17 protein-coding genes are annotated in these 17697 nt (G+C 72.9%); 15 read left to right on the forward strand and 2 right to left on the reverse strand.

What is annotated here, in order from left to right:
- Positions 1-172: 172 nt before the first annotated feature.
- Positions 173-1429: a YcaO-like family protein gene (locus tag ACTWPP_RS36340; protein WP_443109005.1), complete on the forward strand. Its 1257-nt coding sequence runs from the start codon at positions 173-175 to the stop codon at positions 1427-1429.
- Between the two features lie 75 nt (positions 1430-1504).
- A complete protein-coding gene (locus ACTWPP_RS36345) occupies positions 1505-2419 on the forward strand; it encodes a fumarylacetoacetate hydrolase family protein (RefSeq protein WP_443108956.1) in 915 nt (304 codons plus the stop codon).
- A gap of 13 nt (positions 2420-2432) precedes the next feature.
- Here the strand turns inward: ACTWPP_RS36345 and ACTWPP_RS36350 are convergent, their stop codons facing one another.
- Positions 2433-2789: a VOC family protein gene (locus tag ACTWPP_RS36350; RefSeq protein WP_443108957.1), complete on the reverse strand. Its 357-nt coding sequence runs from the start codon at positions 2787-2789 to the stop codon at positions 2433-2435.
- 115 nt (positions 2790-2904) lie between these two features.
- Between ACTWPP_RS36350 and ACTWPP_RS36355 the strand changes: the two genes are divergently transcribed.
- The 13 genes from ACTWPP_RS36355 to ACTWPP_RS36415 all read left to right on the forward strand — a co-directional run bounded on the left by ACTWPP_RS36355 (position 2905) and on the right by ACTWPP_RS36415 (position 16157).
- Positions 2905-3438, forward strand: a complete 534-nt coding sequence (locus ACTWPP_RS36355; protein WP_443108958.1) for a hypothetical protein — start codon at positions 2905-2907, stop codon at positions 3436-3438.
- Between the two features lie 26 nt (positions 3439-3464).
- Positions 3465-3719 carry a helix-turn-helix domain-containing protein gene (locus ACTWPP_RS36360; protein WP_443108959.1) on the forward strand — a complete coding sequence of 85 codons (255 nt, stop codon included), beginning with the start codon at positions 3465-3467 and terminating at the stop codon, positions 3717-3719.
- On the forward strand, positions 3707-4165 hold the full coding sequence (locus tag ACTWPP_RS36365; RefSeq protein ID WP_443108960.1) for a helix-turn-helix transcriptional regulator: 459 nt from the start codon (positions 3707-3709) through the stop codon (positions 4163-4165). Before ACTWPP_RS36360 ends, ACTWPP_RS36365 begins: the two co-directional genes overlap by 13 nt.
- Before the next feature lie 5 nt (positions 4166-4170).
- A complete protein-coding gene (locus ACTWPP_RS36370) occupies positions 4171-4587 on the forward strand; it encodes a VOC family protein (RefSeq protein ID WP_443108961.1) in 417 nt (138 codons plus the stop codon).
- 98 nt (positions 4588-4685) lie between these two features.
- Positions 4686-5246 (forward strand): GNAT family N-acetyltransferase, encoded by a 561-nt coding sequence (locus ACTWPP_RS36375; RefSeq protein ID WP_443108962.1) that lies wholly within the window; start codon positions 4686-4688, stop codon positions 5244-5246.
- A gap of 134 nt (positions 5247-5380) precedes the next feature.
- On the forward strand, positions 5381-6820 hold the full coding sequence (locus tag ACTWPP_RS36380) for a hypothetical protein (protein WP_443108963.1): 1440 nt from the start codon (positions 5381-5383) through the stop codon (positions 6818-6820).
- 144 nt (positions 6821-6964) lie between these two features.
- Positions 6965-8041, forward strand: coding sequence for a TIGR03857 family LLM class F420-dependent oxidoreductase (locus ACTWPP_RS36385; RefSeq protein ID WP_443108964.1), 1077 nt, complete (start codon positions 6965-6967; stop codon positions 8039-8041).
- Complete coding sequence (locus tag ACTWPP_RS36390) at positions 8038-8178, forward strand: hypothetical protein (RefSeq protein ID WP_443108965.1); 141 nt, start codon at positions 8038-8040, stop codon at positions 8176-8178. Before ACTWPP_RS36385 ends, ACTWPP_RS36390 begins: the two co-directional genes overlap by 4 nt.
- A gap of 72 nt (positions 8179-8250) precedes the next feature.
- A complete protein-coding gene (locus ACTWPP_RS36395) occupies positions 8251-9543 on the forward strand; it encodes a serine hydrolase domain-containing protein (RefSeq protein WP_443108966.1) in 1293 nt (430 codons plus the stop codon).
- A 258-nt stretch (positions 9544-9801) separates the two neighbouring features.
- Positions 9802-11535 (forward strand): ATP-binding protein, encoded by a 1734-nt coding sequence (locus tag ACTWPP_RS36400; protein WP_443108967.1) that lies wholly within the window; start codon positions 9802-9804, stop codon positions 11533-11535.
- Between the two features lie 16 nt (positions 11536-11551).
- Positions 11552-12727: a metallophosphoesterase family protein gene (locus ACTWPP_RS36405; RefSeq protein ID WP_443108968.1), complete on the forward strand. Its 1176-nt coding sequence runs from the start codon at positions 11552-11554 to the stop codon at positions 12725-12727.
- Entirely contained in the window at positions 12727-15174 is a 2448-nt protein-coding gene (locus tag ACTWPP_RS36410) for an AAA family ATPase (protein WP_443108969.1), read from the forward strand. Before ACTWPP_RS36405 ends, ACTWPP_RS36410 begins: the two co-directional genes overlap by 1 nt.
- Positions 15171-16157 carry a hypothetical protein gene (locus ACTWPP_RS36415; RefSeq protein ID WP_443108970.1) on the forward strand — a complete coding sequence of 329 codons (987 nt, stop codon included), beginning with the start codon at positions 15171-15173 and terminating at the stop codon, positions 16155-16157. Before ACTWPP_RS36410 ends, ACTWPP_RS36415 begins: the two co-directional genes overlap by 4 nt.
- A 1-nt stretch (position 16158) precedes the next feature.
- Here ACTWPP_RS36415 and dacB read toward each other — a convergent pair whose 3' ends face one another.
- Positions 16159-17685, reverse strand: coding sequence for a D-alanyl-D-alanine carboxypeptidase/D-alanyl-D-alanine endopeptidase (dacB, locus tag ACTWPP_RS36420; RefSeq protein ID WP_443108971.1), 1527 nt, complete (start codon positions 17683-17685; stop codon positions 16159-16161).
- Between the last annotated feature and the right edge of the window lie 12 nt (positions 17686-17697).

The raw sequence follows: 17697 nt of genomic DNA on the forward strand, positions 1-17697 counted from the left end.
GACGAGCTCGAACTCGACACCGACGAGGCGACCGAGGGCGTTGCCGCGGTCTGAGTGGATCGCCGCGACCGGGACGGGCACCGTTCCGGTCGCGGCGGGCACCGAGGTTTGGCCGGGCGCACGCGAGCGTGAGCTGGCGCTGGATGAGGCCGAGCGGCGAGTTCTCGCAGATATTCGCGGGCTCGGCTGGTGTTCCCGTCATCGGCTGCTGGATGAGAACGAGCCCACTGCGGTTCAGTGCGAGTTGCGGTCCGCGGACGGCTCCGAAATCCCCTACGGGCTCGGCAGTGGCAAAGGGCAGAAAGCACAGGCCCGTGTCGGGGCGCATTTCGAAGCGCTGGAGCATGCTTTCAGTGGTCCCATCGTTCTTGATTCCCTGCCCGTGCGTCTCAGCGATCCAGACGATCTGCTCGCCGGTCCGCTCGGTGCCGAGCGGGCGGTCCGGGAGCTGGCTCGCCAGAAGGATGCCCGCGTCGCGTGCCTGCGGTATTCGGCGCTGGACGGTGGAACTCCGGTGGATGTCCCCTTGGCCCTGTGGGCGCCGTGGTATCCGCTCCCTACCGAGGCGATGGCGCGCGAACGGGCGAGGCTCGGCGACACGGCCGACTATCGACCGGTGCTCTCCTACACCGTCAACACGGGCTGCGCGATCGGCGCCACCGAGGACGAGGCGCTGCTGCACGCGCTGAACGAGTGGGCCGAACGGGACGCGTTCTCCCTTTTCCTGCTGCGCAGCGTTCATGACGGAGGGGCGATGCCCGCCTGCATACCGCCCGGGGCGCTGCCCGGTTTCCTGAAGGAACGACTAGATCGCGCGGCCGTGCTCGTGGACGGCCCGGTCGTCCTCCTGGACTTGACCACCGACCTGGGTATCCCCGTGGTGATGGCCTACGCGCCTGAGTCAGGCGGCGGCGCGGCACGCCGGTACGGGCTCGGCGCCTCGCTCTCCGGCGAGACGGCCGTGGAACGCGCGGTGACCGAGCTGGTGCAGGGCGAGCTTCTGGCCCGGGTCGTGGCCGAGCACGACAGGGACGCCGCCGTCCGGGACCGGCGTGCCGACCGCCTGTCCTTCGCGCGGGTGGTGGCCGACCACGACATCGCGGACGCGGTGCGTGACCGGCTCGCCGGCCATCCGAGGCTGCTGGCCTGCGCGCACCTGGACTTCGCCGAACGTCTGGGCGACGCCCCGATGACCGGTATGCCTCCGGAGACCGTTCCTCCCGGCACCAGCGTGCCGCGGCAACGCGCCGCCGCCGTCGAACGGATCGACGCCGCCGGTCACCGCATCGTGGCGCACCGGCTGAGGGTGCTGGACCACGGCACCACCGTGGTCCAGGTGCAATGCCCCGGACTGGAACGGTTCCATTTGATCACGAAGGGTCACCTCGCTCTGCCCGGCCCACGGGGCAGGCGGCTTCGAGGACGGTAGACCGGATACCGGCCCGGCTGGAACAGTGTCCTGTGGATCTCGGGCCGTGCAGACGGTGTACTTGAGGAGATGCCGATGCGCTGGGTGACCTACACCTCCCCGGCCACAGCGACCGACCGGGCCGGGCTGCTCGTGGACGACGTCGTCCACGGCCTGGACGCCGCGTTGCCGGAGCTGCTGGGCGACCTGCCGGCGGCCGGCGAACGGGCCCGTTCGGCGCCCGCCGAGACGCTGCCCCTGACCGAGGCCCGGCTCCGCGCACCGGTCCCGGAACCGCCCTCGGTGCGTGACTTCCTGTCGTTCGAGGAACACGCCAAGAACGCCTCCGCCGCCTTCGGCCGCGACGTCGACCCCGTCTGGTACTCCCAGCCGGTCTTCTACTTCACCAACCCGGCGGCCGTGCGCGGACCCCGCGACGACGTCCCGATCTCCCCGGGCTCACAGAAGTTCGACTACGAGGTCGAGGTCGCCGCCGTCGTCGGCCGCCCGGGAGCGGACCTCACCCCGGCCGAGGCGGAGGCGCGCATCGCCGGCTACACGATCTTCGTCGACTGGAGCGCCCGCGACGTCCAGGGCGTGGAATCGCGCGTCGGCCTCGGCCCGGCGAAGGGCAAGGACGGCGCGACCTCCCTGGGCCCCTTCCTGGTGACGCCGGACGAACTCGACGGCCACCGGTCGGGCCGGGGCTACGACCTGGCGATGTCCGCCTCGGTGAACGGCGTCCACCAAGGCGGCGGCTCCTGGGCCGGCATCCACTGGTCGTTCGGCCAGATGCTGGCCTACGCCTCACGCGGCACCCGTCTGCGCCCCGGCGACATCATCGGCAGCGGCACCGTCGGCACCGGCTGCCTGCTGGAACTCTCCTCCCTGCACGGCACGGGCAAGCACCCCTGGCTGCGGCCGGGCGACATCGTCACCGTCGAGATCGAGCACCTCGGCGCGGTGAACGCGAAGATCACCGCGCCCGCCCCGGTCATCCCGCTCGACTGACCGCGGGTGCCGGTCAGCCCTCGGCGATGCAGAAGGGATGCCCCTCGGGATCGGCGAGGACCGTCCACTCGCCCTCGCCGGGCTGGAACTCGGGCCTGGACGCGCCCAGCGCCACGAGCTCCCCGGTCGCGGCCTCCACGTCGGCGACCTTGAAGTCGAGGTGCGCGTGCTTGCCCGCGTCGGGCCACCCCGGCCTCCGGTAGCCGGGAACCCGCTGGAACGCCAACTGGACCGGGCCGTTCCCGAGATAGGCGGAATCGTCGTCGCCGTGGGTGACGTCCCAGCCGGTCGCCTTCCGGTAGAACTCGGCCAGCGCCTTCGGGTCGGCGCAGTCGAAAATGATCGCGGTGGGCTCCGCGAGAGCGGTCATGGTGACTCCCCAGATCGTCGTTTGACGTGCCCGCCCAGCATCCGCCGCGCGGCGTCCGGCGGTCTTGAAGATCCTTGCGGCCGTTTCGTCGTACCGTCCGCGTAATGTGCGCCGCGTGCTGTGCGCCGTGCCCCTCACCGCCCGGCCGGACTTCGCGGTGTCCGCGGTGTCCTGCCGCGCCGACCACCCGCGATGGTCGGAACCGGACGTCCGCGACGACCACCGGCTCGTGCTCGTGCGCCGCGGACGGTTCCGCCGGCGGGCCGACGGCGCCTCCGCCGACCTCGACCCCACCCTCGGCTACCTGGGTGCGCCGGGCGAGGAGGAACGCTTCGCGCACCCCGCCGGAGGCGACGTCTGCACGTCCATCAACCTCGGTCCCCGCCTCCGCGAAGGGCTCACCGGCCGGACGACCGTGTACGTGGACACCCGCGTCGACATGGCCCACCGGCGTCTCCTCGCGGCGGCCGCCGGCGGCGACGTCGACTACGCGCTGACCGAAGAACTCCTCCACCTCATCGCGGCCGCCGCCCGCCGCCCCGCGCCCGGCCCGGCCCCGCCGACCGTGTCCTCGTCGCCGCCGCCCGCGCCGCCATCATCGACGACCACCCGGACGCGTCCGGCCTCCTCCCGCTGGCCGCGCTCCTGAACGTCTCCCCGTACCGGCTGAGCCGCGTGTTCACCCGCGAGATGGGCGTCTCCCTGACCCGCTACCGCAGCCGCGTCCGCGTCGGACGGGCGATGGACCGCATCGAAGCCGGCGAACGCGCCCTCGCCGCCCTCGCCGCCGACCTCGGCTTCGCCGACCAGGCCCACCTGACCCGCACCGTCCGCGCCCACCTCGGCCGGACCCCCACCGCCCTCCGCGGCCTCCTCACCGGCGGCTCTGAGCGCGAGGCGACCCGGTCCGACGTACGATGTCGCATGTGACCAGCAGATCCGCCTCGGCGCCGAACCTCAGCGATCTGGCCCGGCTGCGCCGCGTCCGCGACCGGATCGACCGGGAGTACGCGCAGCCGCTGGACGTGGAGGCCCTCGCCCGCGGCGTGAACATGTCGGCCGGGCACCTCAGCCGCCGGTTCCGACTCGCCTACGGTGAGTCGCCGTACTCCTATCTGATGACGCGGCGGATCGAGCGCGCGATGGCGCTGCTGCGCCGCGGCGACCTCAGCGTCACCGACGTCTGCTTCGAGGTCGGCTGCCAGTCACTGGGCACGTTCAGCACGCGCTTCACCGAGCTGGTCGGTGTACCGCCCAGCGTCTACCGGGGCGAGGCGGCCCGCGCGACGGCGGGGATGCCGCCGTGCGTCGCGAAACAGGTGACGCGACCGATCAGGAATCGAGAAGCGCCGGTCGGCGGTCCGCGCCTAGCGTGATCGCCATGGAATTCACCATTCACTCGAGCTTCCTTCCGCACAACGACCCGGACGCCTCCCTGGCCTTCTACCGCGACATCCTCGGCTTCGAGGTCCGCGGCGACGTCGGATACGGCGGGATGCGCTGGATCACGGTCGGCCCCGCCGGCCAGCCCGACACGTCCATCGTCCTGGAGCCCCCGGCCGTCGAGGGGTCCGGCATCACCGACGACGAGCTCCGCACCATCACCGAGATGATGGCCAAGGGCACCTACGCCGGCGTCAACCTGGCCACCGCCGACCTCGACGGCGCCTTCGAACGGCTTCAGGCCGGCGGCGCCGAGATCGCCCAGGAGCCGACCGATCAGCCGTACGGTGTCCGCGACTGCGCCGTCCGCGACCCCGCGGGCAACCTGATCCGCATCCAGGAGCAGCAGCGCTGAGCCGCCCGGCGATCGCCGCCGTCACTGAACACGCGGCTGCCCGGAAATACGATCATGGGCGTGAAGACACCGGAACCGCGATTCAGTAGGGTCGGCCAGTGCCTCGAACACTACGGACCGACCGGCTGGTTCTGCGTCGCTGGAAGGACGGCGACCGGGAGCCTTTCGCCGCGCTCAACGCCGATCCCGAGGTCATGGAGCATTTCCCGGCCCCATTGACCCGGCGTGAAAGCGACGCCCTGATCGACCGGATCGAGTCCTGCTTCGAAGAGGACGGCTTCGGTTTGTGGGCCTTGGAAATCGCCGATACGGGCCAGTTCATCGGAATGACGGGCCTGGCCGTCGTGCGTTTCCAGGCGCCCTTCGTCCCCGCCGTGGAGGTCGGCTGGCGGCTCGCCCGCTCCGCCTGGGGCCACGGCTACGCCGCCGAGGCCGCCCGCCGCGCCCTGCGCGCCGGGTTCGACGGCTTCGGCCTTGACGAGGTCGTCTCCTTCACCAGCACCACCAATCTCAAATCACAGGCCGTCATGAAACGCATCGGCATGACCCACGATCCCGCCGGCGACTTCGACCATCCCCTCGTCGACGACGGCCACCGGCTGAAACGCCACGTCCTGTGGCGCATGACCGCCGTCCCCGATGGTGACGGGTCCGCTTGAACCCATGGAGAACCTGATCAAGGGCCCGGGCGCCTCGCGGATGGGCGACGACCGCGGGTTCGGACGCCGGTGCCCGGCCTCCCGGCCCAAATGATCAGCAGGCTGCGGAGGCCCGGCGAAATCTCGGTGGCCTGGTGCGCCGTGCTCCTCTGCCTGGGCTGTCGCTGTCGGCCGGACAGTCCAGCGTCGGACCCCGCACGGACGACCGCGGATGCGTCCCGCTCCCACCGGTACGGGACACCGGCGGCGGCGCACGGGTCGACCAGTGGGACCGGCTCGTCGATGCCCAACGCCGCTCCGAATTCTCACCGCGTCCGGGAGAACTCGGCAGGGCACTGTCGGAACACGACGGATGTGGGACCGCCGTCGGCCCCGGCGCCGCGATCGCCCTGGCCCGCCCGGACGGAACGGTCGAGCGCTACAGCCCCGCCGTCGGCACCGCCGCACTCGACTGCCCGGTCACCGTCGTCGACGGCGGCCAGGTCGTCGAGTCCGGCTCCGGCCGGCTCAACTCCCTGGCGAAGGTCGACGCGTACGCGGGCGCGTCCTGGAACGCGTCCCCGCCACCGCCACCGTCCTCGTGCAGGGCGTCACCGAACCACCGGGCGGCACCCGGCGTCTCGCGGTCGGTGACCGTCCCGATCCGGCTGCTGCCGGCCCGCCCACCCTGGCGGGTACCGCTGGCGGTCAGCCTCCTCACCTTCACCGTCCTCGTGGTGGACGCCGCGACCGGCACCCTCCTGCACCGCGCCGGCCCGTTCGGCCCGTCCGCCCTGTACGGCGGCCGCTACTACGGTTTCGGCAACTCCACCTTCGCCGTCTTCTCCGTCGCCGCCCTCGTCCTGTCCGGAGCGGCCGCGGCGGAACTGATCTCCCGCGGACGCCGCCGCGCCGCCACCGCCTCCGTGGTCGCCATCGGTACCGTGGCGGTCGCCGTGGACACCTGGCCCGCATGGGGAGCCGACGTCGGCGGCGGGCTCGCCCTGATCCCGGGAGTGGCCGTCCTGGCCTTCGCGGTCGCCGGGATACGCCTGACCCCCGTGCGCCTCCTCGCCGTCGCGGCCTCGGCCGTGACGGTGGTCGCCGCCGTGGGGGTCGCCGACTGGCTGCGCCCCCCGGCCTCCCGCACCCACGCCGGACGCTTCGTCCAGGAAATCCTCGAAGGCCAGGCATGGCAGCTCGTCGAACGCAAAGCCGGCTACGCCTTCAGTTCCCTTGCGGGCGGCCCTCTGGCCTGGGGGACCGCGGCCGTCCTGGTCCTCCTGGTCCTGACCTTGGCCTGGCCGCACCGCTTCTCGCCGCCCTACCTGGACGCGGCCCAACGCGAATGGCCGACCCTGCGCCCCACTTTGATAGCGACCCTGACCACTTGCGGGGTCGGCGCAGTGGTGAACGACTACGGCATCCGCCTGATCACCTTCGGCCTGATAACCCTGCTTCCCCTGCTCGCCGTGAGCATCGCCGTCGTCACGATCTCCGGCCTGCCGGAAGACCGTGCCCACCATGACGATCACGAGGATGGTGGGGCGGGCCATCCAGGCGCACTGCCACCGCGACGAGGGCCTGGGCGATGACCGGATCGCCCGCACCCCGGCCCGGCCGATCTGGCCGACGGCACGGTGTGCCCCCGCCCCGCCTTGATCTGGACAACTGTCCAGACTAGAGTCCGCATCGTTCGACGCGGCCGGGCCGACGCCCCCTGATCCAAGGAACAGCCCATGGACGACCTTCCAGAACTGGGCTTCTACGGTCTGGCCGGCCATTCGGCCACACCCCGCGACCTGCTCGCCGAAGTCGCCGAAGGCGAACGCCTGGGCCTCGGCTCGGTCTTCCTGTCCGAACGGTTCGCGACCAAGGAGGCGGCCACCCTCTCCGGCGCCGCCGCCGCGGTCGGCGAACGGATCGGCATCGCGACCGCCGCCACCAACCACAACACCCGGCACCCCCTGCTGACCGCCACTTTCGCGACGACCATGCACCGCCTCTCCGGCGGCCGCTTCGCGCTCGGCCTCGGCCGCGGCTTCGACATGCTCTTCGACGTCATGGGCGTGCCCCGCGTCACCACCGCGCAGCTCGAAGACGTCACCGGCATCCTGCGCCGCCTCTGGCGCGGCGAGGCGGTGGCCGGGCACGACGGCCCCGCCGGGAAGTTCCCCTACCTCATCCAGGACCCGTCCTTCGACGAGGACATCCCCATCATCCTGACCGCCATGGGGGAGCGGACCCTGGAGTTCGCCGGCCGCGTCGCCGACGGCGTCGTCCTGCACACCTTCTTCACCGACGAGACCCTCGCCAAGTCCGTCGCCACCATCCGCCGCGGCGCGCTCGAAGCCGGCCGCGACCCCGCGTCCGTCCGCGTCTGGTCCGTTTTGGCCACGGTAGGCGATCACCTGGACGACGACCTGCGCCTGCGCAAACTCGTCGGCCGCCTCGCCACGTACCTGCAGGGATACGGCGACCTCCTGGTGCGCGTCAACGGCTGGGACCCCGCCGTCCTGGCCCGCTTCCGCGCCGACGACCTCGTTACCGGCTACCCCGGCGCCTTCGACGCGATCGGAACGACCGACGACCTGCTCCACGTGGCCGGCCTGATCCCGGACAAGTGGCTCGCCGCGTCCGCGACCGGCAGCCCCGACCAGTGCGCGGCCCGCGTCCTCGACCAGTTCACCGCGGGCGCCGACGGCGTCATCCTGCACGGCGCGGCCCCCGCCGAACTCGCGCCGATCCTCGACGCCTATCGCCGCGTCCGCCCGCCCGGCCGCGCCGCCCACTCCCGGAACCCGGGCCGGCCATGAAGATCATCGCCGGCCCGGAAGGCCTGACCCCGGCCTGGCTGACCGAAATCCTGAACACCCGGATCGACAAGGTCGACGTGGAGGCCATAGGCACCGGCCAGATGGTCACAGACGTACAGCAGCCGGTCCGAAGATGATCGGTCTCATGGGACCGCTGGGGGCGATGGCTGAACCGCGACGGCTGGATCCCGCCGTCTACGGTGGGGCGGATGAGAATGGAGATCGATGAGGTCGGGGGGTGGCTGCGGGAGCGGCTGCCGGGGCTGGCGGAGGAGCACGGGGTGCCGGGGGCGGCGGTCGCCGTCGATGCCGGGGGGCGGGTGGTCGAGGCGGCGGCGGGGGTGCTCAGTACGGCGACCGGGGTGGAGGCGACGGTCGACTCGGTGTTCCAGATCGGGTCGGTCACCAAGGTGCTGACGGCGACGCTGGTGATGGGGCTCGTCGCGGAGGGGCTCGTCGAGCTCGACGCCCCGGTGGAGAGGTACCTTCCCGGGTTCCGGGACGCGACCGTGCGGCAGCTGCTGTGCCACACGGCCGGGTTCGAGGGGGACGTGTTCACCGACACGGGCAAGGGGGACGACTGCCTGGAGAGGTACGTGGAACTGCTGGCCGGCGTGCCGCAGATCTTCGAGCCCGGGGAGATGTTCTCCTACAACAACGCGGGCTACAGCGTTCTGGGGCGGATCGTCGAGATCGTGCGGGGCGAGCCGTACGACCGGTGCATGCGGGACCACCTGTTCACGCCCCTGGGCATGACGCACGCGGCGAGCGATCCGTACGAGGCGATCCTGCATCGCGCGGCGGTGGGACATCTCGGAGGGCGGCCCGTCCCGGTCTGGGCGATGGCGCGCTCGAACGCGCCCGCCGGGTCGATGCTCGCCATGACCCCGCGCGACCTGCTGGCCTTCGCCCGGGCGCATCTCGCCGACGAGGGGCTGCGGGCCATGCGGGAGCCGCAGGTCGTCCTGCCGGACATCGGCTGGGGGACGGCCTGGGGCCTGGGCTGGGAGCTCTACGACCTGCCGGGCGGCCCGGTGTTCGGCCACAACGGCAACACCATCGGGCAGTCGGCCGTCCTGCGGGTCGACCCCGGCCGCGACGTGTCCGTGGCGATCTTCACCAACGGGGGCGACCGCAAGCCGCTGATGAAGGAGATCCTCGGCAGGGTCGTCGAGTCGCCCGCCGAGCCCGTCCCGGATCCCGCGGCGCCCCCGGACGCCGGGCGCTGCGCGGGCGTCTACCTGTCGAGCACGAGCCAGACCACGGTGGGCGGGGACGACCGGGGACGGCTGTGGCTGGAGCAGGTCCCCCTCGGCCTCGCGGCGGAGGCCGGCGACGAGCCGTACCGGACGGAGCTGCTCGGCTGGCGGGGGGACTCCCTGCTGCCCGCGGAGCCCGGCCACGGGCCCGTCGCGTTCCTGGGAGACGACGGCGAGGGTCGTGCGCGTTACCTGCACACGGGCCGGGCGGACGTTCGCGCGGCCGGACGGATCGAAGCCTGAACATTCGCCGGACCGGACGAGCACCGTCCCGTCCGGGCCGAACTCCGCGGCCATGCACGCCGCCGCCTGGACGACGTCGGCGGGAGGATGCGCCTCCACCAGCGGTCCGACGATGTCGTCGTCCCACGTGATCTCCACATCCGGATCACGCCTGACGGTTCTGGCGGACAGTGGTCTTCGGTGAAGGTTCTCCGGTGGTCGGAGGGTGTGTATAGCCTGCGGTGAGCTGGTGGGATTCCTGTGGTCTGGGTGGGGTGTATGGGTGAGGCCGCTGAGCGCGGGCCGGTCGTCGGGCGGGTACTGGGGACGCAGTCGGCGACGCCGCTGTCGTTCTGGGTGGGGCTGGAACCCGGGACGGTCGTCCAGCTGGACGAGGTGATCGCCGCGCGGCGGGAGGTTCCGGGGCGGGGCGAGGTGCTGATCGCCGGGGTCGTCACGAACGTGGAGGCCAGGCATGAGGGGGCCGCCTACGACTCGGACGTGTTCCTCATCGCCCAGGGGGTGCTGCCCGCGGCGGTGGTCGAGTCGGCCGAGGTCACGGTGACGCGGGTCGAGCCCGAGGTGTACGTGCCGCCGCTGCCCGGCACGGAGGCGCGCAGGGCGGGCGCCCTGGACCGGGAGCGGGCGCTGTACTTCGACGTGATGGAGCGGCGGATTCCGGTCGGGCTCGGGCGGGACGGGGAGCCGATCCACGTGAACCTGGAGTTCCTCGACGGGACGCGCGGCGCGCATGTCTCCATCTCCGGGATTTCCGGCGTGGCGACCAAGACGTCGTTCGCCACGTTCCTGCTTTACTCGATCTTCAATTCGGGGGCGCTGGGCGCGGAGGCGCACAACACGAAGGCGCTGATCTTCTCGGTGAAGGGCGAGGATCTGCTCTTCCTCGACCACGCCAACAACCGGCTGGACGAGAACGCGCGGGCCGCGTACCGGCGGCTGGGGTTGCGGCCGGGGCCGTTCGGGAGCGTGCACGTGTTCGCGCCGCCCCGGCCCGGCGACCCGAACGGGACGCCGCACGTGACGGCGCGCACCCAGGACGTCAGCCCGTTCTACTGGACGCTCGCCGAGTTCTGCGAAGAGGAGCTTCTGCGTTACGTGTTCGCCGACACCGAGGACGAGCGGGCGCAGTACACGATTCTGATCGGACAGGTCGCGGCGAGGCTCGCCCGCGACGCCGAGCCCGTCGGAGCCGGCGGCGCGGTCCGGCTGGGGGACGGCGGCCAGGTCTGCCGCACCTATGAGGATCTGGTCCGGTTCATCGAGGAGACGTTGACGGACGAGGACACCCGCCGCGCCTGGGGCGCGCAGCTGATGGGGCTCGGCACCGTCAACGCGTTCCTGCGGCGGCTCCGTTCGTCGGTGCGGCCGCTGTCGCCGATCGTGCGCGGCGACCTCCCTGCCAGGAGCGGCCGGTCGATCGAGACGGACGCGCAGGTCACCGTGGTGGATCTGCACAATCTGCCCGAGCGCGCCCAGCGGTTCGTCGTCGGGGTGGTGCTGCGGGGCGAGTTCGCGCGCAAGGAGAGCACGGGCAGCGCGCGGCCGCTGCTGTTCGTGGTGCTGGACGAGCTGAACAAGTACGCGCCGCGCGAGGGCGACTCGCCGATCAAGGAGATCCTGCTGGACGTCGCCGAGCGGGGCCGTTCGCTCGGCGTGATCCTCATCGGTGCGCAGCAGACGGCGTCGGAGGTCGAGCGCCGCATCGTCGCGAACTGCGCGGTGCGGGTGGCCGGGCGGCTGGACGCGGCGGAGGCGTCCCGGGGCGAGTACGGCTGGCTGCCGCCGGCGGCGCGGGCGCGGGCCACGATCGCCAAGCCCGGGACGATGTTCGTCGGGCAGCCGGAGCTGCCGGTGCCGCTGGCGGTCGAGTTCCCGTTCCCCGCCTGGGCGACGCGTCCCGCCGAGGCGGCCCCGCGTGCGATGGCGCGTTCCGGGCCGTCCCGCGACCCGTTCGAGGGTCTCGGCGAGGACGACGAAGTACCCCCCTTCTGATCCACCGGGAGCGGACATGAAGTTCCTGCACACCGCCGACTGGCACGTCGGCAAGGTGCTCCGGGGCCGGTCACGGTTCGATGAGCACACGAAGGTGCTGGGCGAGCTGGTCGAGGTCGCCCGGGAGGAGGACGTCGACGCCGTCATCGTCGCCGGGGACGTCTTCGACGGCGCGGTCCCGACGCCGCCGTCGCAGGCCCTGGTGATGAAGACGCTGATGGCGCTTCAGGAGGGCGGCCGGGAGGTCGTCGTCCTCGCGGGCAACCACGACGATCCCCGCCTGCTCGACGACGTGTACCGGCCGGTGCTGCGGCAGCTCGGCATCCGGGTCGTCGGGAGGTTCCGGCGTCCGGACGCGGGCGGGCTGCTGTCGTGGACGGCCCGGACCGGAGAGCCGGTCAGGCTCGCCGCCATGCCGTTCCTTTCGCAGCGTTACGTCGTCCGGGCCCTGGAGGCGCTGACCGACACGCCCGACCAGCACAACCGCGACTACGCCCACCGGTTCGGGAGGCTCGCCGAGGCGCTCACGGCGGGGTTCACCGCCGACACCGTGAACCTGGTCGCGGCGCACGGCACGCTGCCGGGCGGCAGGCTCGGCGGCGGCGAACGCGAGGCACAGACGATCTTCTCCTACTACTTCGAGTCGTCGGCGTTCCCGCCGACCGCCCACTACGCCGCGCTCGGCCACCTGCACCGGCGGCAGCGGATGCCCGGCCCCTGCCCCATCTGGTACAGCGGCTCCCCGATCGCCGTCGACTTCGGGGAGGAGCAGAACACGCCGGGAGCGCTGGTCGTCGAGGTCACGCCGGGACGTCCCGCCGACGTGCGCGAGGTGACGCTGAAGGGCGCCCGCGTCCTGCGCACGGCCGGCGGCTCCCTCGGCGCGCTGGAGGCGATGGCGGGCGACCTCGGAGACGCGTGGCTGCGCGTCGTGGTCGCGGAGAAGCCGCGCGCCGGCCTCGCCGACGACGTGCGGGAGATCCTCCCGAACGCGCTGACCGTCGACATCGACGAGGCGTTCCGCCCGACGTCCGCACCGCGGCAGGCGACCGTCACCGGGCGGGACGCCCCGACGCCGCGCGGGCTGTTCCGCACCTATCTCGAACAGCTCGGACATGAGGACGAGCGGGTCGAGGCGTTGTTCGACCGGCTCCACGACGAACTCGACGGGCACGGGGGAGGGGAGGACTGATGCGTCCGCTGTGCGTCCACATGGACAGCTTCTGCAGCTACCGAACACCGACCTCGGTCAGCCTCCACGACGTGGACTACTTCGTCCTCGTCGGCCCCACCGGATCGGGCAAGAGCACCGTCATCGACGCGATCTGCTTCGCGCTGTACGGGTCGGTTCCGCGGTGGGGGAAGGAGAACGTGATCCGGCTGGCGCTGGCGCCGTCCGCCAACTCCGGCAAGGTCGCGCTCGTCTTCGAGTCGGCGGGCCGCCGCTACGGGGTCGTCCGGGCACTGGCCCGCAGTGGACGCGGCGCGGTGACCACGAAGGAGGCGCGGCTGGACGAGCTGGACCCGTCCGTCGACCCCGCAGGGGGCATCGAGGAACTGCTGGCCGCGCAGGTCCGGACGATCGCCGACGGCGACGGGGTGACGGCCGCCGTCCAGCGCATCACCGGGCTCGAATACAGGTTCTTCATGCAGTGCGTCGTCCTCCCGCAAGGGCGGTTCGCCGACTTCCTGCAGGCCGAGCCGAGAAAGCGGCAGGACCTCCTCGTCCAGCTCCTCGACGCGAAGACCTTCGAGCTGATCAAGCAGCGGGCGGGCGAGGAGGCCAAGGCCGCCGAGGTCCGGGCGCAGGCGGCCGAGGCGCAGCGGGCCAAGCTCACCGGCGCCGACGAGACCGCCGAGGACGAGGCCGCGCGGCGGCTGGAGCGCATGCGGGCCCTCCGAGACCGTGTCCGCGAGGCACTCGACGAGCTGCAGCGGACCGGCGACGAGATCCGGGAGGGGACGGCGGAGGCCGCCGAGGCGGAGGGTGCGCTCGCCGCCCTGACCGCGCTCGCCATGCCCGGCGACGTCCCGACCCTCGCGGACGACCTCAAGGCCGCGAACGACGAGGCCGAGCGCCTCACCCGGGAGGTGGCCCGGCACGAGGAGGCGGAGTCCGCGGCCCGCGACCGGGTCGCGGACCTCGGCGACAAGACCGTCCTCGACCTGGCGATCACGGCTCATCGTGACCACGTCCGTCTCACCGGCGAGATCGAGGAGGCCCGGGCCGGGGCCGGGGAGGCGGGCCGGAACGTGGACGACGCCGGCGCGGACCTCGCCGTCGCCGGCGCGAACCTCGAACAGGCCGAGGCCGAGCGGCAACGCGTCCGCGACGCCGACACCGCCGCCGACCTCGCCCGGCGGCTCTCCGTCGGCGAACCGTGCCCGGTCTGCCGGCGGGACGTCACCGACCTGCCCGAGCACCACGCCCCGCCGGCCCTCGGCGCGGCGGACCGGAACGTACAGGCCCGCAAGCGGGAACTCGACGCCGCGCAGACGAGGCTCCGGGAACTGGAGCGCGAACTGTCAAAGCGCGAAGCGGACCTCGCCGGCCTCGGGCGGCAGCTCGACGCCCAGGCGGCCCGCATCCACGCCCACCCGGACCCCGAGGAGGTGCAGAGGCGCCTCGACGCCATCGCGGCGGCCGAGCAGGAGGCGACCACGGCGCGGCAGGCCGTCCGCACCGCCCGGGCCGAGCTGGCGAAGGCCGAGGACGAGCGCACGGCCCTCGACCGCGAGGCCGGCAGGGCACTCGCCGAGCTGGACGGCGCCCGCGACACCGTGGTCGCACTCGGCGCGCCATCGGTCGACCGCGCCGACCTGCACGCCGCCTGGACGACCCTCCTCGGCTGGCGCGACCGGGAGGAGGGCCGCCGGAGGCAGGCGGCCGAGGCGCTGGAGAACACGCTGGGCGACCTGCGGCACCGGCGGGACGAGCGGCGCCGGGCGCTCGCCGCCGAACTGGACGCCCATGAGATCGCCGTGCCCGCGTCCATCGAACCCGAGACGGTCCGCGAGGCCGTCCTGAACGCCGGGAACCAGGCGGGCAACCGGCTGGAGCGCATCCGGCGGGACCGCCGGATGGCCGGGGAACTGGCCGAAGAGATCCACCGCCACCGGCAGGACGCCCGCGTCGCGGGCGAACTGGCCCGGCACCTGCGGGCCAACAACTTCGAGAACTGGCTGTGCGGCGAGGCCCTGGCGCTGCTCGTCGGCACCGCGTCCGGGACGCTGCGGGAGCTGTCGGACGGCCAGTTCGAACTCGTCCTCGACGACAAGAACGCCATCGAGGTGATCGACTACGCGGAGGCGGGGCTGCGGCGCAGCGTCCGGACGCTGTCCGGCGGGGAGACGTTCCAGGCGTCGCTGGCGCTCGCGCTGGCGCTGTCGGACCAGGTGGCGCGGTTCGGCGGCGGCGCGGCCCGGAGCCTGGACTCGATCTTCCTGGACGAGGGCTTCGGCACCCTCGACCCCGTCACCCTCGACACGGTCGCGACGACGCTCGAACGCCTGACGTCAGGGGGTGATCGTATGGTCGGCATCGTGACCCACGTTCCGGCGCTCGCCGAGCGCGTCCCCGTCCGCTTCGACGTGTCCCGCGACAACACCGGCTCGCATCTGGAGAAGAGGAGCACGTGACCACGGCACCGCCGGCCGCGACCGCCGCCATCACCGTCGACCCCTGGGACCCGGGGTACGCCACCTCGCTGACCGCCGAGGCGATCGGCGAGCTGGACCCCTCGTCCGTCCAGCTCGACCTCGACGTGGAGCTGCCGTCGGGCCGCTGGCGCCCGGTCGGGCCGCCCGCGGCGGGGCCGCCGCCCGGCGGGCTGATCGTGGCGGACGGCGTCCGCCGCGTCGAGGCCCGGGTGTGGGTCGGCGACCCGTCCGGGGGCATGCCCGCCCCCGGCATCGCCGCGTCCTGCGCCGCCGGGCTGGTGCGCTGCGCGCCCGGCGGGCTCGCCGAACTCGCCGAGGTGGACGTGCGCCGCTCGCTGTTCACCCCGTCCCGGCACGCCGCCGACCTGTCCACCTGGGCGGGCACGTACGTCGCGGCGCGGGCCCGCGGCGGCACCGCCGAGCAGCTCTCCCTCGCCCTCCAGGGGCAGCTCAGCGACCTGGAGGTGACCCTGGCGACCCGGTACCGGACCTCTTCCGGCCCCGACGACCTGCTCATCGTGGACGGCCCCCTGCGCGGTCGCGCCCACCTGCCGCGCACCATCGGCTACGTCAAGACCCACCACGCCGCCTACCTGGCCGACCCGCAGACGGCCGTCCTCACGGCGCTCCGGCCGGGTCAGCGCACGCCCGTCTTCCTCATGACGACGAGCTGGGCGCGCCACTCCTGGTATCTGCGGCTGCCGACCCCGTCCACCGCGCCCTGGGCGGGCATCGCCCGCTGCGAGGCCGCGGCGGACCTGCCCCGGGACGCGGTCGTCGAGCTCGCCGACCACAGCGCGGCGATCATCCCGGGGCTGGCCGGGATCGGTTACAAGGATCCGCGCGCCCCGCAGAACCTCGTCCCGATCGGCGGCCTGGAGAAGGTTCTCCGGCACCGGCTGGGCGACCCCGGCCTGTTGTACCGGGCGCTCCGGACGGCCACGCGGCCCCGGGGCGGCTGATCTAGGGCCGGATGCCGCCGGTCCAGGAGGCTTCGAGGTCGCCGCCGTCGACCGGGGCCGTGCGGCGCAGGGCGGTGCGGGCGCCGTCGCCGTCGCCGGTGGCGAGACGCACGGCGATCTTGTCCTCGATGTCCTTCGGCGCTCCTCCGGAGTAGCCGTTGAAGACGCTGGAGAAGATCAGCGTGCGGCCGCCGGGGTCCTTCACGTATCCGGACAGGGCGGTGACGCCGGTCAGCGTCCCGGTCTTGGCGCGGACCTTCCCGTCCGCGGCGGTGCCCCTCATGCGGTTCGCGAGCGTCCCGCCGGCCAGGGGGTCCGGCTGCCCGGCGATGGGCAGCGCGGCGTGCCAGGCGGGGAACCACCGCGTCTTTCGGACGTTCCTCAGCAGGGTGCCGAGCTGCACGGCCGTCGTGTGGTTGCCGCGGGACAGGCCCGAGCCGTCCGTCATGGTCACCTGGGAGGTGTCGACGCCGAGGCGGCGGATGTAGGCGGTGATGGCGGGCAGCCCCGCCTCCCAGGTGCCTTCGCCCCGCACCTCGCGGCCGATCGCCTTGACGAGGGTCTCGGCCATGACGTTGTTGCTGAGCTTCAGGAACGGCTTGGCGAGCCGCGACAGCGGCATCGAGGTGCGGGTCGCGATCGTCCTGGCGCCCGGGGGCGTCCTGCCGCGCTCCGTCGCGCCGGACACCTCGACGCCGTGCGCCTTCAGCGCCTTGCGGAAGACGTCCGCCGCGTACAGCGCGGGCTCCTCGACCGTCCGCAGGACGCTGGTGGGCGCCGCGCCCGCCGGGTGGGAGCCGGTGATGACGATGGTGTTGGTGCCGTTGCTCCGGTTGACCGCGAGGGTGGACGCCGACCCGGGCGGGCCGGTGACCGACCTGTTGTCGATCTTCACGACGTCGGTGCCGGGGGTCAGCCCGGCCCGGACCGGCTTCCCTTCGCGGGCGGCCGGGGCGAGGGAGATCTTGATCGAGCCCGCGTCGAAGTCGTCGTTGGGCGCGATGGTGAGCGCGGACGTCTGCCCGGCGTAGGCATACTGGAGATCAGCGGGGTCCCAGTCGTCCGGGGTCCGCTTGGCGCCGAACCAGGTGTCGTCGGCGACGAGATCGCCCTTGATCCTGGTGATGCCCTTGGCGGCGACGGCCGCGGCGAGGCGGTCGTACTCGGCGGCCCGCATGGTGGTGTCGCCGGTGCCCTTGAGGTAGAGGTCGCCGCCCTTGACGCTCACCGTCGTCCGGAACCGGTGTCCGGGGCCGAGGATGCCGAAGGCCGCCGCCGAGGTCTGCAGCTTGTTGTTGGACGCCGGCGTGACCTGCCCGTCGCCGTTGCGGTCGTAGAGGACCTCGCCGGTCCCCGCGTCACGGACGACCACGCCGACGGTCGCGCCCTGGAGGCGCCCGTCCTGGAGTATGGCGTCCAGATCCTCCGCCAGGTCCCCACCCGGGGCGGCGTAGGCGGGGACGGCGGCGGCGCCGCCCAGGACCATGCTTCCGCCCAGCAGCAGGGCGGCCCCGACGTTCTTGATCATGACATCCGAGTC

It is taken from the genome of Actinomadura sp. 3N407 (assembly GCF_052245875.1).
Taxonomy (GTDB): domain Bacteria; phylum Actinomycetota; class Actinomycetes; order Streptosporangiales; family Streptosporangiaceae; genus Spirillospora.

Bases quoted from the DNA above. Each gene is read 5' to 3' on its own strand.
- dacB (WP_443108971.1), bottom strand. From the start codon at position 17,685: ATGATCAAGAACGTCGGGGCCGCCCTGCTGCTGGGCGGAAGCATGGTC.
- ACTWPP_RS36385 (WP_443108964.1), top strand. From the start codon at position 6,965: ATGGACGACCTTCCAGAACTGGGCTTCTACGGTCTGGCCGGCCATTCG.
- ACTWPP_RS36350 (WP_443108957.1), bottom strand. From the start codon at position 2,789: ATGACCGCTCTCGCGGAGCCCACCGCGATCATTTTCGACTGCGCCGAC.
- ACTWPP_RS36410 (WP_443108969.1), top strand. From the start codon at position 12,727: ATGCGTCCGCTGTGCGTCCACATGGACAGCTTCTGCAGCTACCGAACA.
- ACTWPP_RS36370 (WP_443108961.1), top strand. From the start codon at position 4,171: ATGGAATTCACCATTCACTCGAGCTTCCTTCCGCACAACGACCCGGAC.
- ACTWPP_RS36365 (WP_443108960.1), top strand. From the start codon at position 3,707: ATGTCGCATGTGACCAGCAGATCCGCCTCGGCGCCGAACCTCAGCGAT.
- ACTWPP_RS36395 (WP_443108966.1), top strand. From the start codon at position 8,251: ATGAGAATGGAGATCGATGAGGTCGGGGGGTGGCTGCGGGAGCGGCTG.
- ACTWPP_RS36390 (WP_443108965.1), top strand. From the start codon at position 8,038: ATGAAGATCATCGCCGGCCCGGAAGGCCTGACCCCGGCCTGGCTGACC.
- ACTWPP_RS36405 (WP_443108968.1), top strand. From the start codon at position 11,552: ATGAAGTTCCTGCACACCGCCGACTGGCACGTCGGCAAGGTGCTCCGG.
- ACTWPP_RS36345 (WP_443108956.1), top strand. From the start codon at position 1,505: ATGCGCTGGGTGACCTACACCTCCCCGGCCACAGCGACCGACCGGGCC.
- ACTWPP_RS36400 (WP_443108967.1), top strand. From the start codon at position 9,802: ATGGGTGAGGCCGCTGAGCGCGGGCCGGTCGTCGGGCGGGTACTGGGG.